The 24,325-nt window shown below is 64.9% G+C and carries 17 protein-coding genes; 12 read left to right on the forward strand and 5 right to left on the reverse strand.

Going from position 1 to position 24,325, the window contains the following annotated elements; genetic code table 11:
* Window positions 1–81 precede the first annotated feature (81 nt).
* The 8 genes from TP2_RS02280 to TP2_RS02315 all read left to right on the forward strand — a co-directional run bounded on the left by TP2_RS02280 (window position 82) and on the right by TP2_RS02315 (window position 12,312).
* A complete protein-coding gene (locus tag TP2_RS02280) occupies window positions 82–3,456 on the forward strand; it encodes a transglutaminase family protein (RefSeq protein ID WP_038072855.1) in 3,375 nt (1,124 codons plus the stop codon).
* Window positions 3,457–3,481: 25 nt separating this feature from the next.
* Window positions 3,482–5,902 carry a circularly permuted type 2 ATP-grasp protein gene (locus tag TP2_RS02285; protein ID WP_038072856.1) on the forward strand — a complete coding sequence of 807 codons (2,421 nt, stop codon included), beginning with the start codon at window positions 3,482–3,484 and terminating at the stop codon, window positions 5,900–5,902.
* 4 nt (window positions 5,903–5,906) lie between these two features.
* Window positions 5,907–6,785, forward strand: a complete 879-nt coding sequence (locus TP2_RS02290) for a transglutaminase family protein (protein WP_038072857.1) — start codon at window positions 5,907–5,909, stop codon at window positions 6,783–6,785.
* A 273-nt stretch (window positions 6,786–7,058) separates the two neighbouring features.
* Entirely contained in the window at window positions 7,059–8,657 is a 1,599-nt protein-coding gene (locus tag TP2_RS02295; RefSeq protein ID WP_038072858.1) for an ABC transporter substrate-binding protein, read from the forward strand.
* Window positions 8,658–8,725: 68 nt separating this feature from the next.
* Window positions 8,726–9,733, forward strand: coding sequence for an ABC transporter permease subunit (locus TP2_RS02300; RefSeq protein WP_038072859.1), 1,008 nt, complete (start codon window positions 8,726–8,728; stop codon window positions 9,731–9,733).
* Window positions 9,734–9,738: 5 nt separating this feature from the next.
* Entirely contained in the window at window positions 9,739–10,638 is a 900-nt protein-coding gene (locus TP2_RS02305) for an ABC transporter permease subunit (RefSeq protein WP_038072861.1), read from the forward strand.
* 4 nt (window positions 10,639–10,642) lie between these two features.
* Window positions 10,643–11,476, forward strand: a complete 834-nt coding sequence (locus TP2_RS02310) for an ABC transporter ATP-binding protein (protein WP_084713781.1) — start codon at window positions 10,643–10,645, stop codon at window positions 11,474–11,476.
* Window positions 11,473–12,312 (forward strand): dipeptide ABC transporter ATP-binding protein, encoded by an 840-nt coding sequence (locus tag TP2_RS02315; protein WP_038072863.1) that lies wholly within the window; start codon window positions 11,473–11,475, stop codon window positions 12,310–12,312. Before TP2_RS02310 ends, TP2_RS02315 begins: the two co-directional genes overlap by 4 nt.
* 81 nt (window positions 12,313–12,393) lie before the next feature.
* Here TP2_RS02315 and TP2_RS02320 read toward each other — a convergent pair whose 3' ends face one another.
* The 5 genes from TP2_RS02320 to TP2_RS02340 all read right to left on the reverse strand — a co-directional run bounded on the left by TP2_RS02320 (window position 12,394) and on the right by TP2_RS02340 (window position 18,030).
* On the reverse strand, window positions 12,394–13,161 hold the full coding sequence (locus TP2_RS02320; RefSeq protein ID WP_038072869.1) for an enoyl-CoA hydratase-related protein: 768 nt from the start codon (window positions 13,159–13,161) through the stop codon (window positions 12,394–12,396).
* A complete protein-coding gene (locus tag TP2_RS02325) occupies window positions 13,161–14,825 on the reverse strand; it encodes an AMP-binding protein (RefSeq protein ID WP_038072871.1) in 1,665 nt (554 codons plus the stop codon). Before TP2_RS02325 ends, TP2_RS02320 begins: the two co-directional genes overlap by 1 nt.
* Before the next feature lie 89 nt (window positions 14,826–14,914).
* Window positions 14,915–16,204 carry an organoarsenical effux MFS transporter ArsJ gene (gene arsJ / locus TP2_RS02330; RefSeq protein ID WP_038072874.1) on the reverse strand — a complete coding sequence of 430 codons (1,290 nt, stop codon included), beginning with the start codon at window positions 16,202–16,204 and terminating at the stop codon, window positions 14,915–14,917.
* Window positions 16,201–17,199: an ArsJ-associated glyceraldehyde-3-phosphate dehydrogenase gene (locus tag TP2_RS02335; RefSeq protein ID WP_038072875.1), complete on the reverse strand. Its 999-nt coding sequence runs from the start codon at window positions 17,197–17,199 to the stop codon at window positions 16,201–16,203. The genes arsJ and TP2_RS02335 overlap by 4 nt, the downstream gene beginning before the upstream one ends.
* A gap of 9 nt (window positions 17,200–17,208) precedes the next feature.
* Window positions 17,209–18,030: an arsenate reductase/protein-tyrosine-phosphatase family protein gene (locus tag TP2_RS02340; protein ID WP_038072879.1), complete on the reverse strand. Its 822-nt coding sequence runs from the start codon at window positions 18,028–18,030 to the stop codon at window positions 17,209–17,211.
* Window positions 18,031–18,384: 354 nt separating this feature from the next.
* On the opposite strand from TP2_RS02340, the gene TP2_RS02345 reads away from it, so the two are divergent.
* From TP2_RS02345 to TP2_RS02360, 4 genes are all read left to right on the forward strand, one after another.
* Window positions 18,385–18,741, forward strand: coding sequence for a roadblock/LC7 domain-containing protein (locus TP2_RS02345; protein WP_038072880.1), 357 nt, complete (start codon window positions 18,385–18,387; stop codon window positions 18,739–18,741).
* A gap of 121 nt (window positions 18,742–18,862) precedes the next feature.
* Window positions 18,863–20,806, forward strand: coding sequence for a dynamin family protein (locus TP2_RS02350; protein ID WP_051692122.1), 1,944 nt, complete (start codon window positions 18,863–18,865; stop codon window positions 20,804–20,806).
* Complete coding sequence (locus TP2_RS17825; protein WP_051692123.1) at window positions 20,803–22,176, forward strand: dynamin family protein; 1,374 nt, start codon at window positions 20,803–20,805, stop codon at window positions 22,174–22,176. Before TP2_RS02350 ends, TP2_RS17825 begins: the two co-directional genes overlap by 4 nt.
* The gene (locus TP2_RS02360; RefSeq protein WP_038072881.1) at window positions 22,173–24,308 is read left to right on the forward strand and encodes a dynamin family protein; all 2,136 of its coding nucleotides are present in this window, start codon (window positions 22,173–22,175) and stop codon (window positions 24,306–24,308) included. Before TP2_RS17825 ends, TP2_RS02360 begins: the two co-directional genes overlap by 4 nt.
* The last annotated feature ends 17 nt before the right edge of the window (window positions 24,309–24,325 follow it).

Here is a 24,325-nt window from a genome sequence, read left to right on the forward strand (position 1 = left end):
GTTTTTGACGAATTGCGGGTTTCGCCCGCCGAATGGCAGCGTAATCTGGGGGGGTACGGAGCAGACGCGGGAGCCGAGCATATGGCAATTCATGCCAGCATTTATCACCTGACCCATTACACCTATGACCGGCCGGTGACGCTCGGCCCGCAGATCATCCGGCTGCGGCCCGCGCCTCATTCGCGCACCCGCGTGATTTCGCATTCGCTCAAGGTTTCGCCCGGCGGGCATTTCGTGAATCACCAGCAGGACCCTTACGGCAACTGGCTGGCGCGTTTCGTCTTTCCCGAGCCGGTGACCGAGCTGAAGATCGAAGTGGATCTGACGGCGGACATGACCGTCTATAACCCGTTCGACTTCTTCACCGAGGAATATGCCGAAAAATGGCCGTTCGAGTATCCCGAGGAGCTGCGCGAGGATCTCTCGATCTACCGCACGCCCGAGCCCGAGGGCCCGTTGCTCGCGCAGTTCATCGGCAATATCGATTACTCGATCAAGGGCTCGGTCGATTTCCTCGTCTCGCTCAATGCGAAAATCTCGAATGTTGTGGATTACACGATCCGCATGGACCCCGGCGTGCAAACGCCCGAGGAGACGCTGGGCAAGAAATCGGGTTCGTGCCGGGACAGCTCGTGGCTGCTGGTGCAGGTGCTGCGCCATCTGGGCTTCGCGGCGCGGTTCGTGTCGGGTTACCTGATCCAGCTGAAACCCGATCTCGAGGCGCTGGATGGTCCTTCGGGCACAGATCACGACTTCACCGACCTGCACGCCTGGTGCGAAGTGTTCATTCCCGGCGCGGGTTGGATCGGGCTCGATCCGACCTCGGGGCTGCTGACCGGCGAAAGCCATATCCCGCTCGCCGCGACGCCCCATTTCCGCAATGCCGCGCCGATTTCGGGGGGCTTCTCCTCGGTCGGCAATCCGGAGGTGAATTTCGCCTTCGACATGACGGTGGATCGCGTTGCCGAGCATCCGCGCATCACCAAGCCGTTTTCCGACGAGGCATGGCAACGGCTCAACGCGCTGGGGCACAAGGTCGATGAAAGCCTCAAGGCGGGCGATGTGCGCCTGACGATGGGGGGCGAGCCGACCTTCGTCTCGATCGACGATTTCGAAAGCGACGAATGGAACACTGCCGCTGTCGGCCCGCAAAAGCGTGCGCTGGCCGATGAGCTGATCCGCCGTCTGCGCGACCGTTTCGCGCCGGGGGGCTTCCTGCATTACGGGCAGGGCAAGTGGTATCCGGGCGAGAGCCTGCCGCGCTGGACCTTCTCGCTTTACTGGCGGCGCGACGGCAAGCCGATCTGGCGCGACGAGGCGCTGATCGCCAAGGAGGGCGCGAAGACCGGGGCAGGGCCGGAGGAGGCGGGCAAGCTCGCCGAAGGGATCGCCCAGCATCTTGGCCTCGGTTCGGGTTTTGCCCAGCCGGTCTTCGAGGATCCGGCCGAATGGATGATGAAAGAGGGCAACCTGCCGCCCAATGTCACGCCCGAGGACAGCAAACTGAAGAACCCCGAGGATCGCGCGCGCTTCGCCCGTGTCTTCTCGCGCGGGCTCGACAAGCCCACGGGTTATGTGCTGCCGATCCAGCGTTGGCAGTCCAAGGCGCAGCCCGGCCATCGCTGGCGCTCGGAGAAGTGGAAGACCCGCCGTGGCAAGCTGTTCCTGATCCCGGGCGACAGCCCCGCGGGCTTCCGCCTGCCGCTCGGTGCGCTGCCTTACGTGCCGCCCGCGCAATATCCCTATCACTACGTCACCGACACCTCGCTGCCGAAAGAGGAGCTGCCGGACTTTCACGAGCTGCTCAAGGCGCTGGAAGACGAAGGACTGATCGCGAAGCCCACGAAGGAGCACACGCAGCCCGTCTCCGAGGCGCAATCGGCCGAGCCGGGCCAGACCATCGTCGAGCAGGAGCTTGATACGGTGGGGGGCGTCGTGCGCACCGCGCTCTCGATCGAGCCGCGCGACGGGCGGCTGTGCATCTTCATGCCGCCGACCGAGGCGCTGGAGGATTATCTCGAACTGATCGCGGCGGCCGAGCAAAGCGCCAAGGCGCTCGGGATGCCGATCCATATCGAGGGCTACGCGCCGCCCCATGACCCGCGCCTCAACGTGATCCGGGTCGCGCCCGATCCGGGCGTGATCGAGGTCAACATCCACCCCGCCCATAGCTGGGACGAATGCGTGGCCACGACCGAGGCGATCTATGAAGAGGCCCGCCAGTCGCGACTGGGCGCCGACAAGTTCATGATCGACGGGCGCCATACCGGCACGGGCGGCGGCAACCATGTCGTCGTGGGCGGCGAGACATTGCTCGACAGCCCCTTCCTGCGCCGCCCCGACCTGTTGAAATCGCTGATCCTGATCTGGCAGCGCCACCCCAGCCTCAGCTACCTGTTCTCGGGCCTCTTCATCGGTCCGACCAGCCAGGCCCCGCGCATTGACGAGGCCCGCCACGACACGCTCTACGAGCTCGAAATCGCGCTAAGCCAGATCAACCCGCCCGAGGCCGGCAACGTCCCGCCGCCGTGGCTGGTCGATCGTCTGCTGCGCAACATGCTGACGGATGTGACCGGCAACACCCACCGGGCCGAGATCTGCATCGACAAGATGTTCTCGCCCGATGGCCCGACCGGCCGGCTTGGTCTGGTCGAGTTCCGCGGCTTCGAGATGCCGCCGGACCCGCGCATGTCGCTGGCCCAGCAGCTCCTGCTGCGCGCCATCATCGCGCGCTGCTGGAACAGCCCCGTCGAGGGCCGCCCCGTCCGCTGGGGCACGGTGCTGCACGACCGTTTCATGCTGCCGCATTACCTCTGGGAGGATTTCACCGATCTTCTCGCCGATCTGCGCCGCCACGGTTTCGATCTCGATCCGCAATGGTTCGAGGCGCAATCCGAATTCCGCTTCCCCTTCTGCGGCCAGATCGAGGCCGAGGGCGTGCATCTCGAGGTCCGTCAGGCGCTCGAGCCCTGGCATGTGCTGGGCGAGACCGGCGCGATCGGGGGCACGGTGCGCTACACCGACAGCTCGGTCGAACGGCTGCAGGTGAAGATGACCACGCTGCATCAGGACCGTTACAAGGTGATGTGCAACCGCCGCCCCGTGCCGCTGGCGCGCACGCAAACCTCCGGCGTCTCGGTCGCGGGCGTGCGTTACAAGGCGTGGCAGCCCGCCGAGGCGCTGCACCCGACGCTTCCGGTCAATGCGCCGCTGACCTTCGACATCTATGACGACTGGACGGGCAGGGCGATCGCGGGCTGTGTCTATCACGTCGCCCATCCGGGCGGGCGCAATTACGACACCTTCCCGGTCAACGGAAACGAGGCCGAGGCGCGGCGTCTGGCAAGGTTCGAAGGTCACGGCTACACGCCGGGATCCTATCGCCCGGAACCCGAGCGCACGCATCCTGAGTTTCCGCTCACGCTTGACCTGCGCCGTCCAGTAGGGCTGAGTTGATCCGAGCCTGATCTCCGGAGACCCGATGCAAAGCCCTGTTAGCCCACTTGAGCAGCACCCGCTTCTGGCGGGTTACGCGCCTTCGCCGGGCGTGGCCGATGAGCTGTTTGACGGCAACGGGGTGATGCGCCCGGTCTGGCGGCCTTTCGTCGAGAAATTCCTCAGGCTCGATCCGGCCGAGATTCCACAGCGGTTCGAGCGTGGCGACCAGTATCTGCGCGATGCGGGCGTCTATTATCGCCAATATACCAATGATGTTCTCGCCGAGCGCGAATGGCCGCTCAGCCATATCCCGGTGATCTTGCACGAGAACGAATGGGCTGGCATCTGCGCGGGGTTGAGCCAGCGCGCGGATCTGCTCGAGGCGGTGATGGCCGATCTCTACGGGCCGGGGCGGCTCGTCTCGGACGGGCATCTGCCGCCCGAGCTGATCGCGGGCAACCGCCATTGGCTGCGCCCGATGGTAGGCGTCGCACCCCGGGGCGGGCATTACCTGCACCTGCTCGCCTTCGAGATAGGACGCTCGCCGGACGGGTCGTGGTTCGTTCTGGGCGACCGCACGCAGGCGCCCTCCGGGGCGGGGTTTGCGCTGGAAAACCGGATGGCGACGGGGCGGATTTTCCCCGAGAGCTTCCCGCGCGATCACATCCACAAGCTCGCGGTGTTCTTCAACGAGTTCCGACGCGCGCTCGAAAATCTTGCCGGCCGCACGATGGAGGGCGCGCGCCGCGCTGCGATCCTGACGCCGGGGCCGGCCAATGACGGCTATTACGAACACACCTATATCGCGCGCTATCTGGGCCTGTCGCTGCTCGAAGGCGAAGATCTGCTGGTGCAGAACGGCGAGGCGATGGTGCGCACGATCGAGGGGCCGCAGCCTCTCGGGGCGCTGTGGCGGCGGATGGATGCGGGCTTTGTCGATCCGCTGGAACTCGATCCGGCGAGCCAGATCGGCACCCCGGGGCTGATGGAAGCGGTGCGGCTGGGCAATCTCGCGATGGTCAACGCGCTGGGCGCGGGCGTTCTGGAGACGCGGGCGCTGATGGCTTTCCTGCCGCAGATCTCGAAAGTGCTGACCGGCGCGCCGCTTGCGATGCCAAATATCGCGACCTGGTGGTGTGGCGGTGCGGCCGAGCGCGCCCATGTGCGCGCCAATGCCGAGCAGATGATGATCGGCCCCGCAATGGCGGTGAACCTGCCTTTCGATATCGACGCCGCCACCGCATTGGGCGGGCAGTTCCGCTCGGGCGCGCAGGCCTCGATCTCGGACTGGCTGGAGTCCGAGGGTGGGGCGCTTGTCGGGCAGGAGGCTGTAACGCTTTCGACCACGCCCGCCTGGCGCGCCGATGGCGAGGCCGGTGGCTCGGTGCGGCCCTGTCCGATGACGGTGCGGGTCTTCGCCTTGCGCACGGCGCAGGGCTGGCGCTTCATGAAGGGCGGTTACGCGCGGATCGGCCAGGAGGGCGACGCGACCGCGCTGGCGATGCAGCGAGGCGGCGCGGTGGCCGATGTCTGGATCGTCTCGGACAAGCCGGTGCCACCCGCAAGCCTCGCACCGCGCCCCGATGGCGGCTTCCGGCGGACCATTCCCGGCACCTTGCCCGCGCGGGCCGCCGACAACCTCTACTGGCTGGGCCGCTATGTCGAGCGTTGCGAAGACGCGATCCGGTTGATCCGTGCCTATCACCTGCGCCTTGCCGCGACGGGAACGCCCGAAGATGAACGTCTCGAACGGCTGGCGGCCTTCCTCGAGGCGAATGGCGTCGATATTGACCAACCCGTTCCCGATGCGCTGCTTGCACGGCTCGATGCGGCACGGGCCTGCGCCTCGAAAGTGCGCGACCGGTTCTCGACCGATGGCTGGCTGGCGCTGAAGGATCTGGCCAAGACCGCCCATCAGATGACCGCGACCGCGCGTTCGGGCGATGATGCGGCGCGTGCGATGGGGGTGCTGTTGCGCAAGATCACTGGCTTCTCGGGGCTGGTGCACGAGAACATGTACCGCTTCGAGGGCTGGCGTTTCCTGTCGGTCGGCCGCGCGCTGGAGCGCGCCGATGCATTGGCCGCGCTCTTGATCAAGTTCACCGACGAGGCGGCGCCCGAGGGCTCGCTTGATATCGCGGTAGAAGTGGCCGACAGCGTGATAACCCATCAGCGGCGCTACCGGGTGCAGACCAATCGCGACACGGTGCTCGACCTGCTTGTGCTCGATGCCGACAACCCGCGCGCGGTCCTGTTCCTGCTCAACAGTCTCAAGCACCTGCTCGAGGCGCTGCCGCGCGCCGAGGTCGCGGGCCGTCCGGGCGAGATCCTGCGCGCACTTCTGCCTTTGCGCACGAAGCTCTCGGTGATCGACCCCGAAGCGGTGACGCCCGAGCTGCTGCGCGAGATCCGGTCCGATCTCTATGCGCTGTCCGATCTCATCTCGCAGCATTATCTGAGGTAAACCGATGCGTTACGAGGTGAAGCTGAAGCTGACCTACAGCTACGATGCGCCCACCGATCACGCGCGCAACCTGCTGCGCGTGCTGCCTTCGGATATTCTCGGCGTGCAACGGGTCACCTCGCGGCTGCTGAATTTCGATCCGCCCCCGAGCGAGCGGCGCGATGCGGTGGACTTCTTCGGCAATGCGATGACCTCGGTGGTCTGGCACGAACCGCTGGCCGAGATCGGGCTCGAGCTGGTGGCGCAGGTCGATCGCACCAGTGCGCAGCCGGGACTGGACCTGTCCTCGCCGCTGGGCGAACTGCCCGCCGAGATCGCGCAGATGCGCAGCCTCGGGCCCGACGCGCCCCATCACTATCTCGCTGCCTCGCGCCGGGCGGGGCCGACGCCCGAAATGACCGCCTTCGCGCAAGCCGTGTTGCAGCCGGGCGTGACCGCGCGCGCCGCGATCGAGGCCGTCGGTCGCGCCTTGCATCGCGAGATGAAATTCGACGCCGAGGCGACCGATGTGGATACGCCCGCCGCCGAGGCCTTCGCCAATCGCCACGGGGTGTGTCAGGATTTCAGTCATATCATGATCTCCTGCCTGCGCGGGGTGGGGATTCCGGCGGCCTATGTCTCGGGCTTCCTGCGTACTTACCCGCCACCCGGTCAGCCGCGGCTCGAAGGGGCCGATGCGATGCATGCCTGGGTGCGCGCCTGGGCGGGCGCCGAGACCGGCTGGGTCGAGTTCGACCCGACCAATGACCAGTTCGCGGGCGATGACTATATCACCGTCGGCTATGGGCGCGATTATGACGACGTGCCCCCGCTGCGGGGCGCGATGCGCGGGGCCGGCGGGCAGGAGAGCGCTCAGGCGGTGGATGTGATCCCGCTGGACTGAGGCGGGCCGAGCGAGCCGGATTGCCTGAGCCGGATTGCGCCGACCCTTTCCGGCCTCGTCTCGTCTCTGCGCACGACGGTCACACCCGCGCAGGTTTCAAGATCCCTCCCGCCTTCGTGACCCGCGACGTCGCGGCATTCATTGACCATCCGATCAATTGCGTTTTTACTCCCTCACCAGTTTGTGTCCGAACCCGATCCCGCCAAGGGCATCATTTCACGTCCAGAGGGCCGGGCGGCACAATCGCCGACCAACCAACAGGAAGGAAAGACCATGACCATTCGCTCGATGCTTCTGGCGGGGGCTGCCGCGGTTCTGATGACCGCAGGCGGTGCCGGCGCCAAGACGCTCGTCTATTGCTCGGAAGCCTCGCCCGAGGGGTTCGACCCGGCGCCCTACACGTCGGGCACCACCTTCGACGCCTCGTCGCATCCGGTCTATGATCAGCTCGTGGAATTCAAGCCGGGCACGACCGAGATCGAGCCGGGCCTCGCCGAGAGCTGGGATGTTTCCGAAGATGGCCTGAGCTACACGTTCCACCTGCGTAAGGGCGTGAAGTTCCATTCGGTCGACGGTTTCACGCCGACGCGTGATTTCAATGCCGATGACGTGGTCTTCTCGTTCGATCGTCAGGGCAACAAGGACAACCCCTATTACGAATACGCGCCGGGTGTGTCCTATGAATACTATGCCGGCATGGATATGCCGACGATCATCAAGTCGATCGACAAGATCGACGATTACACGGTGAAGTTCACCCTCTCCGAGCCCAACGCCCCGTTCCTCGCGGATATGGCGATGGATTTCGCTTCGATCATCTCGAAGGAATATGCCGACAAGCTCGCGGCCGAAGATCGCAAGGCCGATATCAACAACGTGCCCGTCGGCACCGGCCCCTTCGAGTTCGTCGCCTATCAGAAAGACGCGGTGATCCGCTACAAGGCGAACCCGGATTACTTCAAGGGCAAGGCGCCGATCGACGACCTGATCTTCGCGATCACCCCCGATCCGGCGGTGCGCATGCAGAAGCTGCAAGCGGGCGAATGCCAGATCATGCCCTATCCGGCCCCGGCGGATCTCGATGCGCTGAAATCGGACCCGAATATCAAGGTGGACGAGCAGCCCGGTCTGAACGTCGCCTATCTCGCCTACAACACAACGCAAAAGCCCTTCGACGATCCCAAGGTTCGCAAGGCGCTCAACATGTCGATCAACAAGCAGGCGATCATCGACGCGGTGTTCCAGGGTGCGGGCCAGGTTGCCAAGAACCCGATCCCGCCGACCATGTGGTCCTATAACAACGCGATCCAGGACGATGCCTACGATCCGGAAGCGGCGAAGAAGATGCTCGACGAAGCGGGCGTCAAGGATCTCGAGATGAACATCTGGGCGATGCCCGTGCAGCGGCCCTACATGCCCAACGCACGCCGCACCGCCGAGCTGATGCAGTCCGACCTCGCGAAAGTGGGCGTGAAGGCGAACATCGTCTCCTATGAATGGGGCGAGTATCTCTCGAAGTCGAAAGACCCGAACCGCGACGGCGCGGTCATTCTGGGCTGGACCGGCGACAATGGTGATCCGGACAACTTCCTCGCCGTTCTGCTGGGCTGCTCGGCGGCGGAAAGCGGTGCGAACCGTGCCTTCTGGTGCAACAAGGATTTCGACGATCTGATCACCAAGGCCCGCCAGACCAACGACATGGCCGAGCGCACCAAGCTCTACGAGCAGGCGCAGGTCGTGTTCAAGGAACAGGCTCCCTGGGACACCATCGCCCATTCGACCGTCTTCATGCCGATGTCGAACAAGGTGACCGGCTACGTCATGAGCCCGCTGGGCGGGCATGACTTCTACGGGGTGGACATCTCCGAGTGATCGGGTAACCCCTAACGCAATTGGGGCGTCCGGGCGACCGGGCGCCCCGGCTTTAAAGGCGGGCTGACATGATCCGATTTTTCCTGGGCAAGATCCTCTGGCTCATCCCGACCCTGATCGGGATCACAATCGTTGCGTTCGGCTTCGTCCGGGTGCTTCCCGGCGACCCGGTGCTGCTGATGGCGGGTGAACGCGGGCTGACCCCCGAGCGCCATGCCGAGCTGACCCATCAGCTGGGCTTCGACCGCCCGATCTGGGTGCAGTATTCCGATTTCCTCTGGAAGGTCCTGCATGGGGATCTCGGGGATTCACTCGTCACGCACAAACCGGTGCTGCACGAGTTCCTGACGCTCTTCCCCGCGACGGTGGAGCTTGGGCTGTTCGCAATGGTTCTGGCCGTGGTGATCGGCGTGCCGGTGGGTGTCCTGGCCGCGATCAAGCGCGGCTCCTGGTTCGATCAGATCTCGATGGGCACCGCGCTGGTGGGCTATTCGATGCCGATCTTCTGGTGGGGGCTTTTGCTGATCATCCTGTTCTCGGGCATCCTGAAATGGACGCCCGTCTCGGGGCGGATCTCACTGATCTATTACTTTCCGAACGGCACTGGCTTCATGCTCTGGGACGCGCTGATGTCGGGGCAGAAGGGCGCGCTGACCTCGGCGCTGAGCCACCTGATCCTGCCCTCGATCGTGCTGGCGACGATCCCGCTCGCGGTGATCGCGCGCCAGACCCGCTCGGCCATGCTCGAAGTTCTGGGCGAGGATTACGTGCGCACCGCCCGCGCCAAGGGGATGCCGCCGCGCCGGGTCGTGGGGGTGCACGCGCTGCGCAATGCGATGATCCCGGTGATCACCACGATCGGCCTTCAGGTCGGCATGCTGATGGCGGGCGCCATCCTGACCGAGACGATCTTTTCCTGGCCGGGCATCGGCAAGTGGATGGTCGATTCGATCTCGCGCCGCGACTACCCGTCAGTGCAGGGCGGCCTTCTGATGATCGCGGTGATCGTCATGGTCGTGAACCTGATCGTGGACCTGCTCTACGGTCTGATCAATCCGCGTATCCGGCATAGGTGAGTGACATGTCCGAAGTGACCGAAACCGATATCCCCGCCGGGACCCGCCGCGCGCAATTTGCCGAGTTCTGGTTCTACTACAAGGAAAACCGCGGCGCGGTGATCGCCTTGGTGGTCTTCGCGCTGATCCTTCTGGCGGCGATCTTCGCGCCGCTTCTGTCGTCGCATGGCCCGGACACCCAGTTCCGCGATGCGCTGCTGGCGCCGCCGCTGAGCGCGGGCGCGGATGGGCATTTCTGGCTCGGAACCGATGCGGTGGGCCGCGACATCCTCGCGCGGCTCCTGTTCGGGGCACGCTATTCGCTGTTCGTGGGCGTGGTCGTCGTGCTGCTGGCGCTGTCGGTGGGCGTCATTCTCGGCCTTTTCGCGGGCTGGTTCGGCGGCTGGGTCGATACCGTGATCATGCGGGTGATGGATATCATCCTTGCCTTCCCGTCGCTGCTGCTGGCGCTTGTCTTCGTGGCGGTGCTGGGGCCGGGGCTGGTCAATGCGATGATCGCCATCGCCATCGTGTATCAGCCGCATTTCGCGCGCCTGACCCGTGCCGCGGTCCTGTCCGAGAAGAACCGCGATTACGTCATGGCCGCGCAGGTCGCGGGCGCGGGCAACATGCGGCTGATGTTCCGCACCGTGCTGCCCAATTGCCTCGCGCCGCTGATCGTTCAGGCGACGCTGAGCTTCTCGAACGCGATCCTCGACGTGGCAGCGCTTGGCTTCCTCGGGATGGGGGCGCAACCGCCGACCCCGGAATGGGGCACGATGCTGTCGGAGGCGCGCGAATTCATCCTGCGCGCCTGGTGGGTCGTGACCTTCCCCGGCCTCGCGATCCTGATCACGGTGCTCGCGATCAACCTGATGGGCGATGGTCTGCGCGACGCGCTCGATCCGAAACTGAAGCGGAGCTGATGCCATGAGCTTGCTGAAAATCCGCAACCTGACCGTCGAGTTCGACACCGCTCAGGGGCCATTCCGCGCGGTGGACGGGATCGATGTCGAGGTGTCCGAGCGCGAGGTTCTGGCCATCGTGGGCGAGAGCGGCTCGGGCAAATCGGTCTCGATGCTCGCGGTGATGGGGCTCTTGCCGCCCACCGCGAAGATCACCGCCGATGAGATCACCTATGCCGGGCGCGACATGCTCAAGATGAGCGGGGCCGAGCGGCGCAAGATCATCGGCAAGGAAATCTCGATGATCTTCCAGGAGCCGATTTCCTCGCTCAACCCCTCCTTCACCTGCGGCTTCCAGATCGAGGAAGTTCTTCATCGCCACCTTGGCCTGAAGGGCCGCGCCGCGAAGGCGCGGGCGCTGGAGCTGTTCGAGGCGGTCGGCATCCCCGACCCCGAGCGGCGGCTGAAAAGCTATCCGCACCAGCTCTCGGGCGGGCAGTGCCAGCGCGTGATGATCGCGATGGCGATCGCCTGCAAGCCACGCCTGCTGATCGCGGACGAGCCGACGACAGCGCTCGACGTGACGATCCAGAAACAGATCCTCGACCTGCTGATGGGGTTGCAGGAGGAATACGGGATGGGGCTGATCATGATCACCCATGACATGGGCGTGGTGGCCGAGACCGCCGACCGCGTCTCGGTGCAGTTCAAGGGCCGGAAGATGGAGGAGGCTGATGTGCTCTCGCTCTTCGAGGCCCCGCAGCACCCCTATACGCGCGCGCTCCTGGCCGCGTTGCCCGAGAACGCGACCGGGGACCGCCTGCTGACGGTCGCCGACGGCTGGGAGGGCGTGCAATGAGCGTGATCCTCGAAGGGCGCGACATCACGCGCGACTACATCGTCTCGGGCGGCTTCATGCGCGGCGCAAAGACCGTGCGGGCGCTGCATGGCATCTCGTTCTCGCTCGAACAGGGCAAGACGCTCGCGATCGTGGGCGAGTCCGGTTGTGGCAAGTCCACACTGGCGCGGATCCTGACCCTGATCGACCCGGCCAATTCGGGCGATCTGATCATCGAAGGCGAGAAGATCGACATCGCCACGCGCAAGGTCACGTCCGATCTGCGCGCCAAGGTGCAGATCGTGTTCCAGAACCCTTACAGTTCGCTCAATCCGCGCCAGAAGGTTGGCGAGGTTCTGACCGAGCCCCTGATCATCAACACTGACGTGCCCGCAGCCGAGCGTCGCAAGCGCGCCGAGGAGATGCTGGTGAAGGTCGGCCTCGAGCGGCAACACTACAACCGCTACCCGCATATGTTCTCGGGCGGCCAGCGCCAGCGGATCGCGATTGCGCGCGCGCTGATGCTCAACCCGCAGATCCTCGTGCTCGACGAGCCGGTCTCGGCGCTCGATCTGTCGGTGCAGGCACAGGTTCTGAACCTGCTCAAGGATCTTCAGGACGAGTTCAATCTTACCTATGTCTTCATCTCGCATGACCTTTCGGTGGTGCGCTACTTCGCCGATGAGGTGATGGTGATGAATTCGGGTGAGGTGGTGGAATACGCCTCGCGCGACGAGATCTTCACCAATCCGCAGCACGACTATACCAAGACGCTGCTGGCAGCGACGCCAGTGGCAGATGTCGACAAGATCCGCGAGCGCGTGGCCCGTCGCAAGGCTCTGTTCGAAGGCGCGTGAGGGCAGGGGCCTCGGCCCTCTCCCTTGTCTCAGAACTGGCGCGGGGCGCTCCAGGCCCCGCGCGTCACTGGTCTCCCGGTGCTATTTTGCCGACCATTCCGGCGCGCGTTTCTCAAGAAACGCCTTCGCGCCCTCAGCCGCATCCGCGCTCTCCATGATCGCCTTGAGGGTGCGCGCGTTCTCCGACCAGAGCGGATCGACCGCGCGGCGCTCGATCTCGCGCGACAGGCGCAGGGTTTCGCGCAAGGCGAGCGGTGCGTTCCTGGCGATCTCCTCGGCCAGGGCCAGCGCGGCCTCGGTCGCCTGACCGGCTTCCGCGCGGCGTGCGATCAGCCCCAGCTCCCAGGCCTCGGCGGTATCGAAGAGCCGCCCGGTCAGCAGGATCTCGCGGGCGCGGGCGGGCGGGATCAGCGAGGCCAGCCGCAGCGCGCCGCCGGCCCCCGCCACCAGCCCGCGCAGCACTTCGGGCAGGCCGAAACGGCAGCCTTCCTCGGCCACGATCATGTCGCAACCGAGCGCCAACTCGAACCCGCCCGCAAGCGCCGCCCCATGACAGGCGGCGATGATCGGCTTTGTCCGGTGCGATTCCGTCAGCCCGCCGAAGCCGCCCTCGGAGAACAGCAGTTCCTCGACCTTGCCCTCGGAAAAGGCGGCGAGGTCCATGCCCGCGCAGAACACCGCGCCTTCGCCGCGCAGGATGCCGATCTGCAGCGCGTCATCCGCCTCCAGCCGCGCGATCGCCTCGGCCAGCGCGTGGCCCGCTTCGGCATTGATCGCGTTGCGCCGCTCGGGGCGGTAGAGGGTGATGATCGCGACCTTGCCGCGGGTTTCAAAAAGAACGGGGCTCATCAAACGGTCTCCTCGGGCAGGCGGGCGCGCAGCGCGTTGCGGATGATCTTGCCGGTGGTGGTCACGGGCATGTCGTCGATCACGTAGATCGCGCGGGGGTATTCGTATTTCGCGAGCCGCGCACGGACGTGCTGGGCGAGGTCTTCACGAAGCGTCGCGGTCTCGGAATAGCCCGGGCAGAGCGTGACGAAGGCGGCGACGATCTCGCCGCGCAGCGGGTCGGGCTGACCCACTACGCCCGCCATCTGCACCGCCGGGTGCGAGATCAGGCAATCCTCGATCTCCGCCGGGCCGACCCGGTAGCCGCCGGTCGAGATGATGTCGTCGTCGCGCCCCTTGAAGCGTAGCCGCCCGCCCGAGCCGCTCACGCCGCGGTCGCCGGTCAGCAGCCAGCGCCCCTCGGGGCCGGTGACGAATTTGGTCTCGGTCGCCTCTGGCAGGTTCCAATAGCCCAGAAACATCACCGGATCGGGCGCGCGCACCGCGATCGCACCTTCCGCGCCCTCGGGCAGTCGCTCGCCGGTCAGGCTGTCCACGATCGCGACCTCATGGCCCGGCACCGGCCAGCCCATCGCGCCCGGCTCCGGGGCGTCGAGGCTGGAGGCCGAGGACACGACCATGTTGCATTCGGTCTGGCCGTAAAATTCGTTGATGGTCACGCCAAGCGCCTTTCGGCCCCAATCGAGAAGCTGCGCGCCCAAGGGCTCGCCCCCCGAGGCGACCGAGCGCATCTGCAGCTCCCATGACAGGCTTTCGGGATCGGCCTTCATCATTTTCAGCGCGGTCGGCGGCAGGAAGGCGTTGCGCACCTTTAGCCGCCGGATCAGATCGGCCGCGGCCTGGGCCGAGAACTTGCGGAAGCGGCAGGCCACGACCGGCACGCCGTGATGGAGCGCGGGCAACAGCACATCGAGGAGCCCCCCGATCCAGGCCCAGTCGGCGGGCGTCCAGATCCGGTCGCCCTCCTGCGGCAGGAAATCATGGCTCATCTCGACGCCGGGCAGATGGCCCAGAAGCACCCGATGCGCATGAAGCGCGCCCTTTGGGTTGCCCGTGGTGCCCGAGGTGTAGATCAGCACGCCGGGCGTCTCGGCGCGGGTCGCGACCGGGGTGAACTCGGGCGCGGCACCGGCGAGCGCCGCGTCGAAATCCTCCGCCCCGTCCACGCCGCCATCGGTGACGAAGATGGTCTGCAAATCGGGCAGATCGGCGCGCAGCCCCGCGATCACCTCGTAGCTCGCCGGGTCCGTGACCAGCACCCGCGCGCCGCTGTCGCGCAGCCGGTGCAACAGCGCCTCGGGGCCGAAGAGCGTGAAGAGCGGCAGCGAGACACAGCCCGCCTTGAACGCCGCGATATGGGCGATGGCGGTCTCGCGCCGTTGCGGCAGCAGGATCGCGACCCGGTCGCCCGCGTCTTTCCCGTTGCCGCCCACGCCCATCGCGGTCAGCACATTGGCGAAACGGTTCGAGGCCGCGCGCAGTTCGGTGAAGGAGGTCTCGCGGATCGCGCCGTAGCCGTCCTCGTCGACCTCGATCAGGGCGAGGCGTTCAGGCTCGGCTGCGGCCCATTTGTCGCACACATCGACGCCGATATTGTAAGCCTCGGGTATGTCCCAGCGAAACGCCGCGCGCGTGCCGGCGTAATCCTTGCCGCGTGATAGCACCGGCTCTCCTCCCTTTTGCGAACGACCCTCGGGCCGTTCCTCCTCCGCGCGCAAGAAAAGCGCGGGAGCAGGGGAATGTCCATCGCCACTCACGCGCTCGTGAGCGAAGGCTCCGGGCTCAGACGACCGGCCATCAACGCGCTGAGGCCCACCATGACCGTCGCGGTAAGCATCATCGCCGCCAATCCGCCCAGCTGATAGCTCAGCCCCGACAGCAGCGTGCCCAGAAGCCGCCCGCCCGCATTGGCCATATAGTAGAAGCCCACATCCATCGTGACCCGCTCGGAGCGGGTGAAGGCGAGGATGAGATAGGAATGGAGCGAGGAGTTCACCGCGAAGATCGCCCCGAAGATCAGAAGCCCCGCGACGAGGGTGAGGGTCAGCCAGAGCGACGGCGCCTCGGAGATCAGCGTGGCGATGGAGAGGATCGCGGGCACGATCAGCAGCGCCACGGCCCAGTGGCGGGCGGCGTGGATCAGCTCGCCTTCGGGGCGGGTCTGCGCCTTGAGGATGCGCGGGGCCGCGGCCTGCACCGCTCCGTAAAGGATGATCCAGAGGGCCATGAACGTGCCGATCAGGAAGAAGGCGGCGCGGTCGCCCTCGGGGCTGCCATCCGAGAAGACCGCGTAGAAATAGATCGGGATGCCGACGACGAACCACACGTCGCGCGCGCCGAACAGGAAGACGCGGGCCGCCGAGAGCCAGTTCACATTGGCCGATTTCGAGAAGACCTCCGAGAATTTCGCCCCCTTGCGTCCGCGCGGCAGGCCCGGCGGCATGGCGACGACGATGGCAGCGAGGATCAGCGCCAGCACGGTGGCCATCGCGATCACCGCCCAGTCGAAACCCAGCCCCGCCAGCAGCGCCGCGCCCAGCAGGAAGCCCACGCCCTTCACCGCGTTCTTCGAGCCCGTCAGCACCGCGACCCAGCGGAACAGCCCGCCATTGCCCTCGGGCGCGAGCAGCTTCACCGCCGATTTTGAGGACATCTTGGCAAGGTCCTTCGCGACCCCGCTCAGCCCCTGCACGACCATCACATAGGCCACCGAAGCGCCAATCGCCCAGTTCGGATCCAGCTGCCCCAGCGCCAAGAGCGCCACGACCTGCAGCCCGAGCCCCGCATAAAGCGTCGAGACCAGCCCGAACCGCGCGGCGATCCAGCCAGCCGAGAGGTTCGTGACCATCCCGGCGACCTCGTAGAGGATGAACAGGTAAGCCAGCTGCACCGGAGAAAACCCCAGCGTATGGAAATGCAGCAGCACCAGCATCCGCAGCGCGCCATCGGTGAGCATGAAGGCCCAATAGGCCGCCGTCACCGCGATATAGGCGGAGAGTCCCTCGGGCCGGTGAGGGGTGTTCGGGGCAGGGGCCTCGCTCACAGGCTCGCCCCCACCATCAGCGCGACATCGACGAGCCGGTGCGCATAGCCCATCTCGTTGTCATACCAGGCGTAGATCTTCACCTGCGTGCCGTTGACGACCATCGTGGAGGGCGCATCGACGATCGAGGAACGAATGTCATTGGTGTAATCGGCCGAGACGAGCGGGCGGGTCTCGTAGCCGAGGATGCCCTTCAGCGCCCCTTCCGAGGCGGCTTTGAACAGGGCGTTGACCTCTTCGGGCGTCGTTTCGCGCTCCACCTCGAAGACGCAATCGGTCAGCGAAGCATTGAGCAGCGGCACCCGAACCGCATGGCCGTTCAGCCGGCCTTTCAGCTCGGGGTAAATCAGCGTGATCGCGGTGGCCGAGCCGGTCGTGGTCGGGATCAGCGAGCTCAGCGCCGAGCGTGCGCGGCGCAGGTCCTTCGCGGGGCGGTCCACGATGGTCTGGGTGTTGGTCACGTCATGGATCGTGGTGATCGAGCCATGTTTGATCCCGAGGTTTTCGTGGATCACCTTCACCACCGGGGCAAGGCAGTTCGTGGTGCAACTGGCCGCGGTGACGATCTGGTGCACCGCGGGGTCGTAGCTGTCATTGTTCACGCCATAGACAATATTCGCGGTCGGCCCGTCCTTCACCGGGGCCGAGACGACCACCTTCTTTACCCCCGCCGCGAAATAGGGGGCAAGCTTGGCCTCGGATTTGAAGACCCCGGTGCAGTCGATCACCACATCGACGCCGTCGAGCGGCAGCTCCTCGATCTTCCTCGTGCCGATGAAGGGCAGGCGGGTGCCGTCGATGGTGACGCTGTCGGCGTCATGCGAAAACGCCGCTTCCCAGCGGCCATGCACGCTATCGAACTCCAGCAGATGCGCCTGCATCTCCGGATCGCCCACCGCGTCATTGATCCAGGCGATTTTCGCGCCGCTCTCCAGAAGCGGTTTCAGCGCGAGTTTCCCCATCCGGCCGAGGCCATTGAGTGCGTAGGTCGTCATGGTCAGTCCTCAGTTGCGGCCGATATCGTCGACGGCGGATTGCAGGGAGATACGGTCGAGCGATGCGATAGGCAGCGCCGTGAACGCCTCGATCCGGCGGCGCAGCGCGCCATAGGTCTGTTGGAAGGCCAGCGCGCGCTCGGCCTCGGTGCCTTGCGCCTTCACCGGGTCGGGCATGCCCCAATGGCCGCTGATCGGCTGTCCCGGCCAGGGCGGGCAGTCCTCATTGGCGGCAAGGTCGCAAACGGTGAAGACAAAATCGAGATGCGGCGCGTCCTCGCCCTGAAACTCGTCAATGTTCTTCGCGCGCAGCGGTGCGATGTCATGCTCCTTGTCGCGCAGCACCTGCAACGCGACGGGGTTGAGCACGGAATAGGGCTTCGTTCCGGCCGAATAGGCGATGAACCTGTCGCCCGCGAGATCACGCAGGATCGTCTCGGCGAGGATCGAGCGGGCCGAATTGCCGGTGCAGATGAAGAGCACGGTGAATTTGCGGTCGGTCATGCCGGTGTCTCCGTTCGGGGAAGGGGCGGCGGTGCAGATATCGGGCCGTCCGCGACAGCAATCGTTGAAGAGCACGTCGAAGGTCTCGCGCACCTCTTCCATCGCGACCGTGTAGAGCAGCGAAGTGCCCGCGCGGGTGTGGGTGATCAGCCCGACTTGGGAGAGCGCCGAGAGATAGGCCGAGAGCGTCGAGGGTTTGAGCCCCAACACCGCGCCGATCTCGCCCGCGGGCAAGCGGTCGGGATAGCGGCGCATCAGCAATCGAAACAGCGCAAGGCGTTGCGGGTGGCCGAGCATGGATAGCCTATGGGGAATCGCGTCATTCATATTTCGAGATTTCGCGAAATAATATCGAATCGCCAAGTGAAACTTTGATGACAACCTTAGGAAAGTTCGCCTCAAGAATGCCCAGAAATGGTCAGGGAATGATCAATCCTGTGAAATGGTCGTGGCATGTTACGATTCTCAACAAAATTGTGATTTAGCGATTTGCAATAAATATCGCGTATCGAAAAATACAAAATTGTTAACAAAACAAAGGAATTGCGGAGTTAAGTTGCAAATGTACTGAAAGAGCGCACAACCAAAAGTGGCAAAATGTGCCAACCTTTCGCCTCAATTCTGTCACAGATGCGGATGAACCGTAAATATACAAAAGTTCTAGTTGACAGGTTATGGCCAATGTCCACCGACATCTCCGATCTGAAAAATATCTCGGGATTTATCGGCGCGTGTCTCGTAGATTCCGAGACCGGTCTGATGCTCGCGAGCGAAAACGGCACCGGTAAATTCGACCTTGAGGCGGCCGGCGCGGTGAACACGGAGGTCGTGCGCGCAGAGAGAGCTGCCCTCGAGGCACTCGGTCTTGATGACACCGTGGAAGACATCCTGATCACCCTAGGCGAGCAGATTCATCTGATCCGCCCGCTCGGAGCCAATCCCGGCGTCTTCGTCTATGTCGCGCTTAACAAGAAAGCGTCCAACCTCGGCATGGCCCGTCTGGTGGTCAAGAAGGTCGAGGGGCAGCTTCGGATCTGATCTGCGTAATTCGGCGGTGCCCGGAGCGATCCGGGCCCGTCAGTCTCGAAGTCCCGACCGGTATTTGGGCGTACCATGTCCATCCCCAACCGTCGTCTAACCAGCGGCAAGGAGACCTCCCGTGTACGAAGCGAATTCGATCTTCCAATGGCATCGCGAAGGATACGAGGACCTCAACGCCTATTGGGACACGCTCGACCAGCTCGAAACGGCGGTGCGTGACTTCTCCGATGCCGGTCTCGGCTTCGTGGAAGATCAACTCGACGACGTGCTCGCGAAGATCGACGCCTTTGAGCCTACGGTGAGTGTGATCGGCCAGGTGAAGGCCGGAAAAAGTACGCTTCTCAATGCTTTGATCGGGCAGAGCGACCTTCTGCCCTCCGATGTGAACCCCTGGACCTCGGTGATTACCGCGCTCCACATGAATTCGCGCCATCGTCCGCATGACACCCGTGCGCTGTTTCGCTTTTTCGACCGCGAGGAATGGGACCGTCTGGTCGCGACCGGCGGGCGTCTGGGCGAGATGGCAAACCGCGCGGGCTTCGAGAGCGAGGCCGAAGAGGTGCGCACGCAGGTTACCGCGATGCGTGCCGCGACCGAAGCGCGTCTGGGCGACGAGTTCGACCAGCTCCTTGGCGGCAGCCGCGCATATCCCGCGCTCGAGAAATCCATCATCGACCGCTACATCTGCTATGGCGATCCCGACGAGATGGCCGAGGGCTCGGACGAGGGCGTCTATGCCGACCTGACGAAATCGGCCGATCTCTATATCGACCTGCCGCATTTGCCGCGCGGGCTTTGCCTGCGGGACACGCCCGGCGTCAACGACACCTTCATGATGCGCGAGCAGATCACGCTCAACGCGATCGGCGACAGCCGCGCCTGTATCGTCGTGCTCTCGGCCCATCAGGCGCTGACCACGATGGATCTGGCGCTCCTGCGTATCATCTGCGCGATCGACGCGCGCGAAGTTCTGATCTTCGTCAACCGCATCGACGAGCTCGAAGATCCGGTCGGGGCCCAGACCGCAATCGGCGCGTCGATCCGCAAGACGTTGGGCCGGATGGGGCTTGGCGAGGAAATCGAGATCCTCTTCGGCTCGGGCTACTGGGCGCAATGTGCTCTGGGCGATGTGACCCGCATGGCCCCGGCGAGCCGCAAGGCACTGGCCAAGCTCAATGGCGGTAAGGATGCCAATGATCTCAATGAGTTGCGTCAGCGCGCGATGGCGGCTTCCGGGCTGCAACCGCTGCTGAAGGCGGTGGTGAAACGCATCGTCGAGGGGCCGGGTCAGGCCATGCTCAACGATGTTCATGCCGAGCTGAACACGATCATCTCGATGGCCGAGACGGTCGAGACCGTGGCGCGCGCTTCCGATAGCGGCCCCGTTCTGAGCGAGGGTGAGCTGCGCCTGCGGCTGGCCGAGCTTGAGGAAGACGTGCTCAAGGGCTTTGACAGCCGAGCCGCCGAGCAGCGCGCCGAGCTGCGCGCCCGGCTCGAACGCGCGCAGGGCAGTTTCGTCGCCTCGGCGCTCGAGGCACTGCAATCGCATATCGACACCTTCGGTGAGATCGGTGCCTGGACGCATGACCCGACCGCGTTGCGCATGGCGATGAAGACTGCCTTCACCTCCGCGACCACGAAATTGCGCCGGCATGGCGAGACCGCCTTTGACGAGATGGCCGAAGGGATCGATGCGCTGCTGGCTGCCGAGTTCGGCGTTGCGCGCGAACCCGGTACCGTCGCCTTTCCCGAACAGCCCGTGCACCGCGCCCCCACTGTGCTCGCACGGATGATCTCGCTCGACATGCAGGGCGCGTGGTGGCGCAAATACTGGCGTTTCAATCGCAAGAAAGCGGCCGAGACGCGCTATCGCGAGGTGATCATGGCCGAGACGACCCCGCTCATCGACGACTTGATCATCGGCTTCTTCGATCCCGCGATCGCGCGCAGCCGCGAGATCATCGAGGGCTTCGCGCTCGATCAGGGCAAGTTCTGCGACGCGGTACGCGCGCGTTGCCTGCGCGGCTCCGATGAGGCGCATGAAGAAAGGCTTTCGGCATGAGTACGCTGCGAAAACATCAACGTCCGGCGCGCGCGCAGGCTGCGGATCCGGCCGCCGCCCCGCGCAGTTCCAACCAGCCCGAAGCCCCCGCACGCAAGTTGCGTGTTCTGGTCGCAGGCGAGTTCAGCGCCGGTAAGACGCGCCTGATCAATGGCTTGCTGGGCGAAGCTGTTTTGCCCTCGAATGTGACCGCCACCGCGCTGCCGCCGATCTGGCTGGTGAGTGGGGCCGAACACAGCTTGCGCGGGGTCGATCATGAGGACGTGCCCCATCCGATCGAGTCGCTCGACAAGGTCGAACTCGCGAAGACCCGTTATTGCGTGATCAGCCATCCCGCGCCGATTCTCGATACGATCGAGATCATCGACACGCCCGGTTCGTCCGATCCCAATATGCCCGCCGAGACCTGGCGGCAGATGATCGACTATGCCGATCTCGTGATCTGGTGCACCAATGCGACCCAGGCCTGGCGACAGAGCGAGAAATCCATCTGGGCGGAGATGCCCGAGGAATTGCGCGCCCATGCGCTGCTGGTGATCACTCATGGCGACCGGCTGACCGACGAACGCTCCGCGATGCGGGTGATGCGCCGGGTCAAGCGCGAAGCGGGCAGCTATTTCAATGCGATCATGCTCGCCTCGATGGTCAACCCCGCCGATATCACGCGGGTCTCGAACCGGATCGCGCAGATCCTGCCCGAGATCACCGAGCCGCCTGGCGCACCCAACGCGATCGTAGAGAGCTTCGTGCGCGAGCGCAGCGTCATCGCCTTCCCGAAACCTCGGGCCGAGATACGTCCGCGCCGCGTGCTGCATGCGCGACTGGTGAAGGCGGCCACCGAGGCGGAGATCACGCCGTCCGAAGAGGTAAGCGATCCCGAGGTGCACGAGAGCGACAGCCTGACGCTCTGGGAACCGGTCGTGGCGCCTGAGCCCGACGAGGTTTCGGAGCCTGTTGAGCTGTCCGACATGGCTACGTCCGACATATCGGATGATGTCTCTGACATCGAGGACATCTCGGCACCCGAAGAGTTTGTGGAGCCCGAGGCCGATCTTGTCTTCGACCCGCTCCTGCTGAGCAATCCCGAGCCTACGTCTGATGCGGCCTTCGGTCCTGAAGACGCCAGCGACGATGATGCCAGCGACGACGATGGCGCGCTGCTTGCAACGCTCGCGGCGCTGGAAAACGACGACACCGCGCCTGAGACGCCGCGCGCCCTCTGGGCCGCGCTCAGCGCCGAGATCGACCTGAGTTCGGCCCCTGCCGTGCTCGATTGCGTCGAGCGCCTCCTCGAGACGCTCGAAACCCGGGGCGATGCCCGCCCGACCCGAACTGACGGCCCGTCCGCGCCGGAAAGGAGACTGCCGTGAAAATCGCCCCCATGCTCCGAGCGGAGCTCGACTTCATCGAAGAAATGCTCGACCGGGCCGAGGCCTCCGTCGAACGATCCAGCCGCGGCAATTTCCGGGATCTGCGGGCACGTCTGCATAATTGGGCGGCGCGCATTGCGGTCATCGGGCAGGTGAAAGCGGGCAAGTCGACCTTCCTCAACGCCTTCCTGCATCAGCACGATTTTCTGCCCTCGGATGTGAATCCCTGGACCTCGGTCGTCACCAATATGCGTATCAACCTGCCCGAAGATCCGATCACCGGCGCGAAATTCGAGTTCTTCTCGGAAGGCGACTGGGACGAGATCGTCAATGGCGGTTCGCGCATCCGCGACCTGACCGAGCAGCTCCTGCCGGGCTTCGATACCGATCTGCTGCGCCAGCAATCCGAGCAGATGCGCAGCCGCGCCCAGAAGCGCCTCGGCAAGCATTATCACGCGCTGCTCGGCAGCAGCCACGAATACGACTTCCTCGCGCCCGACCTGCTCAAGCGTTATGTCTGCGCGGGACCGGGCTCGGATGATGGGCTCGAACGCGAGGCGCTGGGCCGCTATGCCGCGCTGACCAAAAGCGCCGACATTTACATGCGCCTGCCCGAATTCCAGGTGCCCACGATCATCACCGACACTCCGGGCGTGAATGACCCGTTCCTGGTGCGGGACGAATTCACCTGTCGTTCGCTGGATCGGTCTGACGTGTTCGTCATGGTGCTGTCGGCGCACCAGCCGCTGACCGATGTCGATATCGCGCTGATCCGTATTCTCGCGCGTCAGGACAACAAGGATGTGCTGATCTTCCTCAACCGGATCGACGAGCTCGACGATTACGCGACCGAGGTGCCGCGGGTGATGGCCGATGTGACGCGCCGTCTGCGTCAGGCGATCCCCGATATCGACTTCCGCATCGTTGCGGGCAGCGCCTACCTCGCCGATCTCACCCAGCGCGGTGATGCCGAGGCCGCGCAGGCACGCGCCGAACTCGACAGTGCCGAGCTGGCGCAATATCTGCGCGCGCGCTTCAGTCATGTCCCCGAGGATCCGATCGACCGGCTTCTGCTGGCCTCGGGGCTCGAAGAGGTCAAGCATGTGCTCTCGGAAGTGATCGACGGGGGCGTCGGCCGCCAGCAGCTCGCCCGCATCCGCGGCGATCTGCGCGCCGAGATCTCGGGCGTGCAATTCATCACCCGCCGCGAGCGCGACTCTCTCCAGATGCAGATCGAGAGCATCCGCTCGGATGTGGCCGAAGCCGCAGTCGAAGAGATGAGCGCCGAGATCAAGGCGACCTCCGCGTTGCGCACCTCCCTCGAGAAGCTCGTCGAGAGCGCAGATGGCAAGATCGAAACGGTGCTCAACAAGTCCTGGGCGAGCCTCGAGACACGGCTCAACGGCTGCATCGAGGAATTTGTCGAGAGCCAGAAGGCGGCCTTTGCCGAGTTCCTGCGCAATTCGAAGATCCGCTCGGGCACGGTGCCGCGCAGTTTCGAGACCGATACCACGATGCTTCAGGCCGCGCTCGAACGCGAGGTGACCAAGGGGTATGACAAATCCCGCGCCGCGATCGACGTGCTGCTCGACAATTGCATCCATGCCTGCCGCAGCACGATCCAGGACCGGTTTGACGATCCGAGCTCCGAAATCACGCTGGCCGACATGCCGCATGAAACCTTCACCTCGACGCTGACGCTTGCCAAGCGCGCGCTGCGCATCGATTTCGTGATGGAGCGGGGCTGGGCCTTCTGGCGCACGCCCGAGGTCAATGTCGAAAAGACCATCGAGGCGCTGCGCATTCTCGCCGCCGAGGAGTTGCGCCCCGCCGTCGACAAGATCCTCAAAGCCTATGGTGAGACCCAGGTCGAGCGCGCCTCGGCGGGTATCTCGCGGGTGCGGGTTATGGTGCGAATGATGGAGATGACAGTGCGCGAACGCACGGTGCAGCTCAAGCAGGAGAGGGCCGAACTGGAACGGATCGCGCGCGACCCGGCCCAGCAGAGCCGGATGGCGAACCGCATCCAGAGCAAGATGGAAGTGCTTGAACGCCGTCTGCTGAACCTCGCCGCGCTCGAAAGCGCGCTGAGCGGGCTCACTTCGGCCAAGCCGAAGACGCAGGCTGCGTGAGGGAGCGGGGGCAGGTA

It is taken from the genome of Thioclava pacifica DSM 10166 (assembly GCF_000714535.1).
GTDB classification, from domain to species: domain Bacteria; phylum Pseudomonadota; class Alphaproteobacteria; order Rhodobacterales; family Rhodobacteraceae; genus Thioclava; species Thioclava pacifica.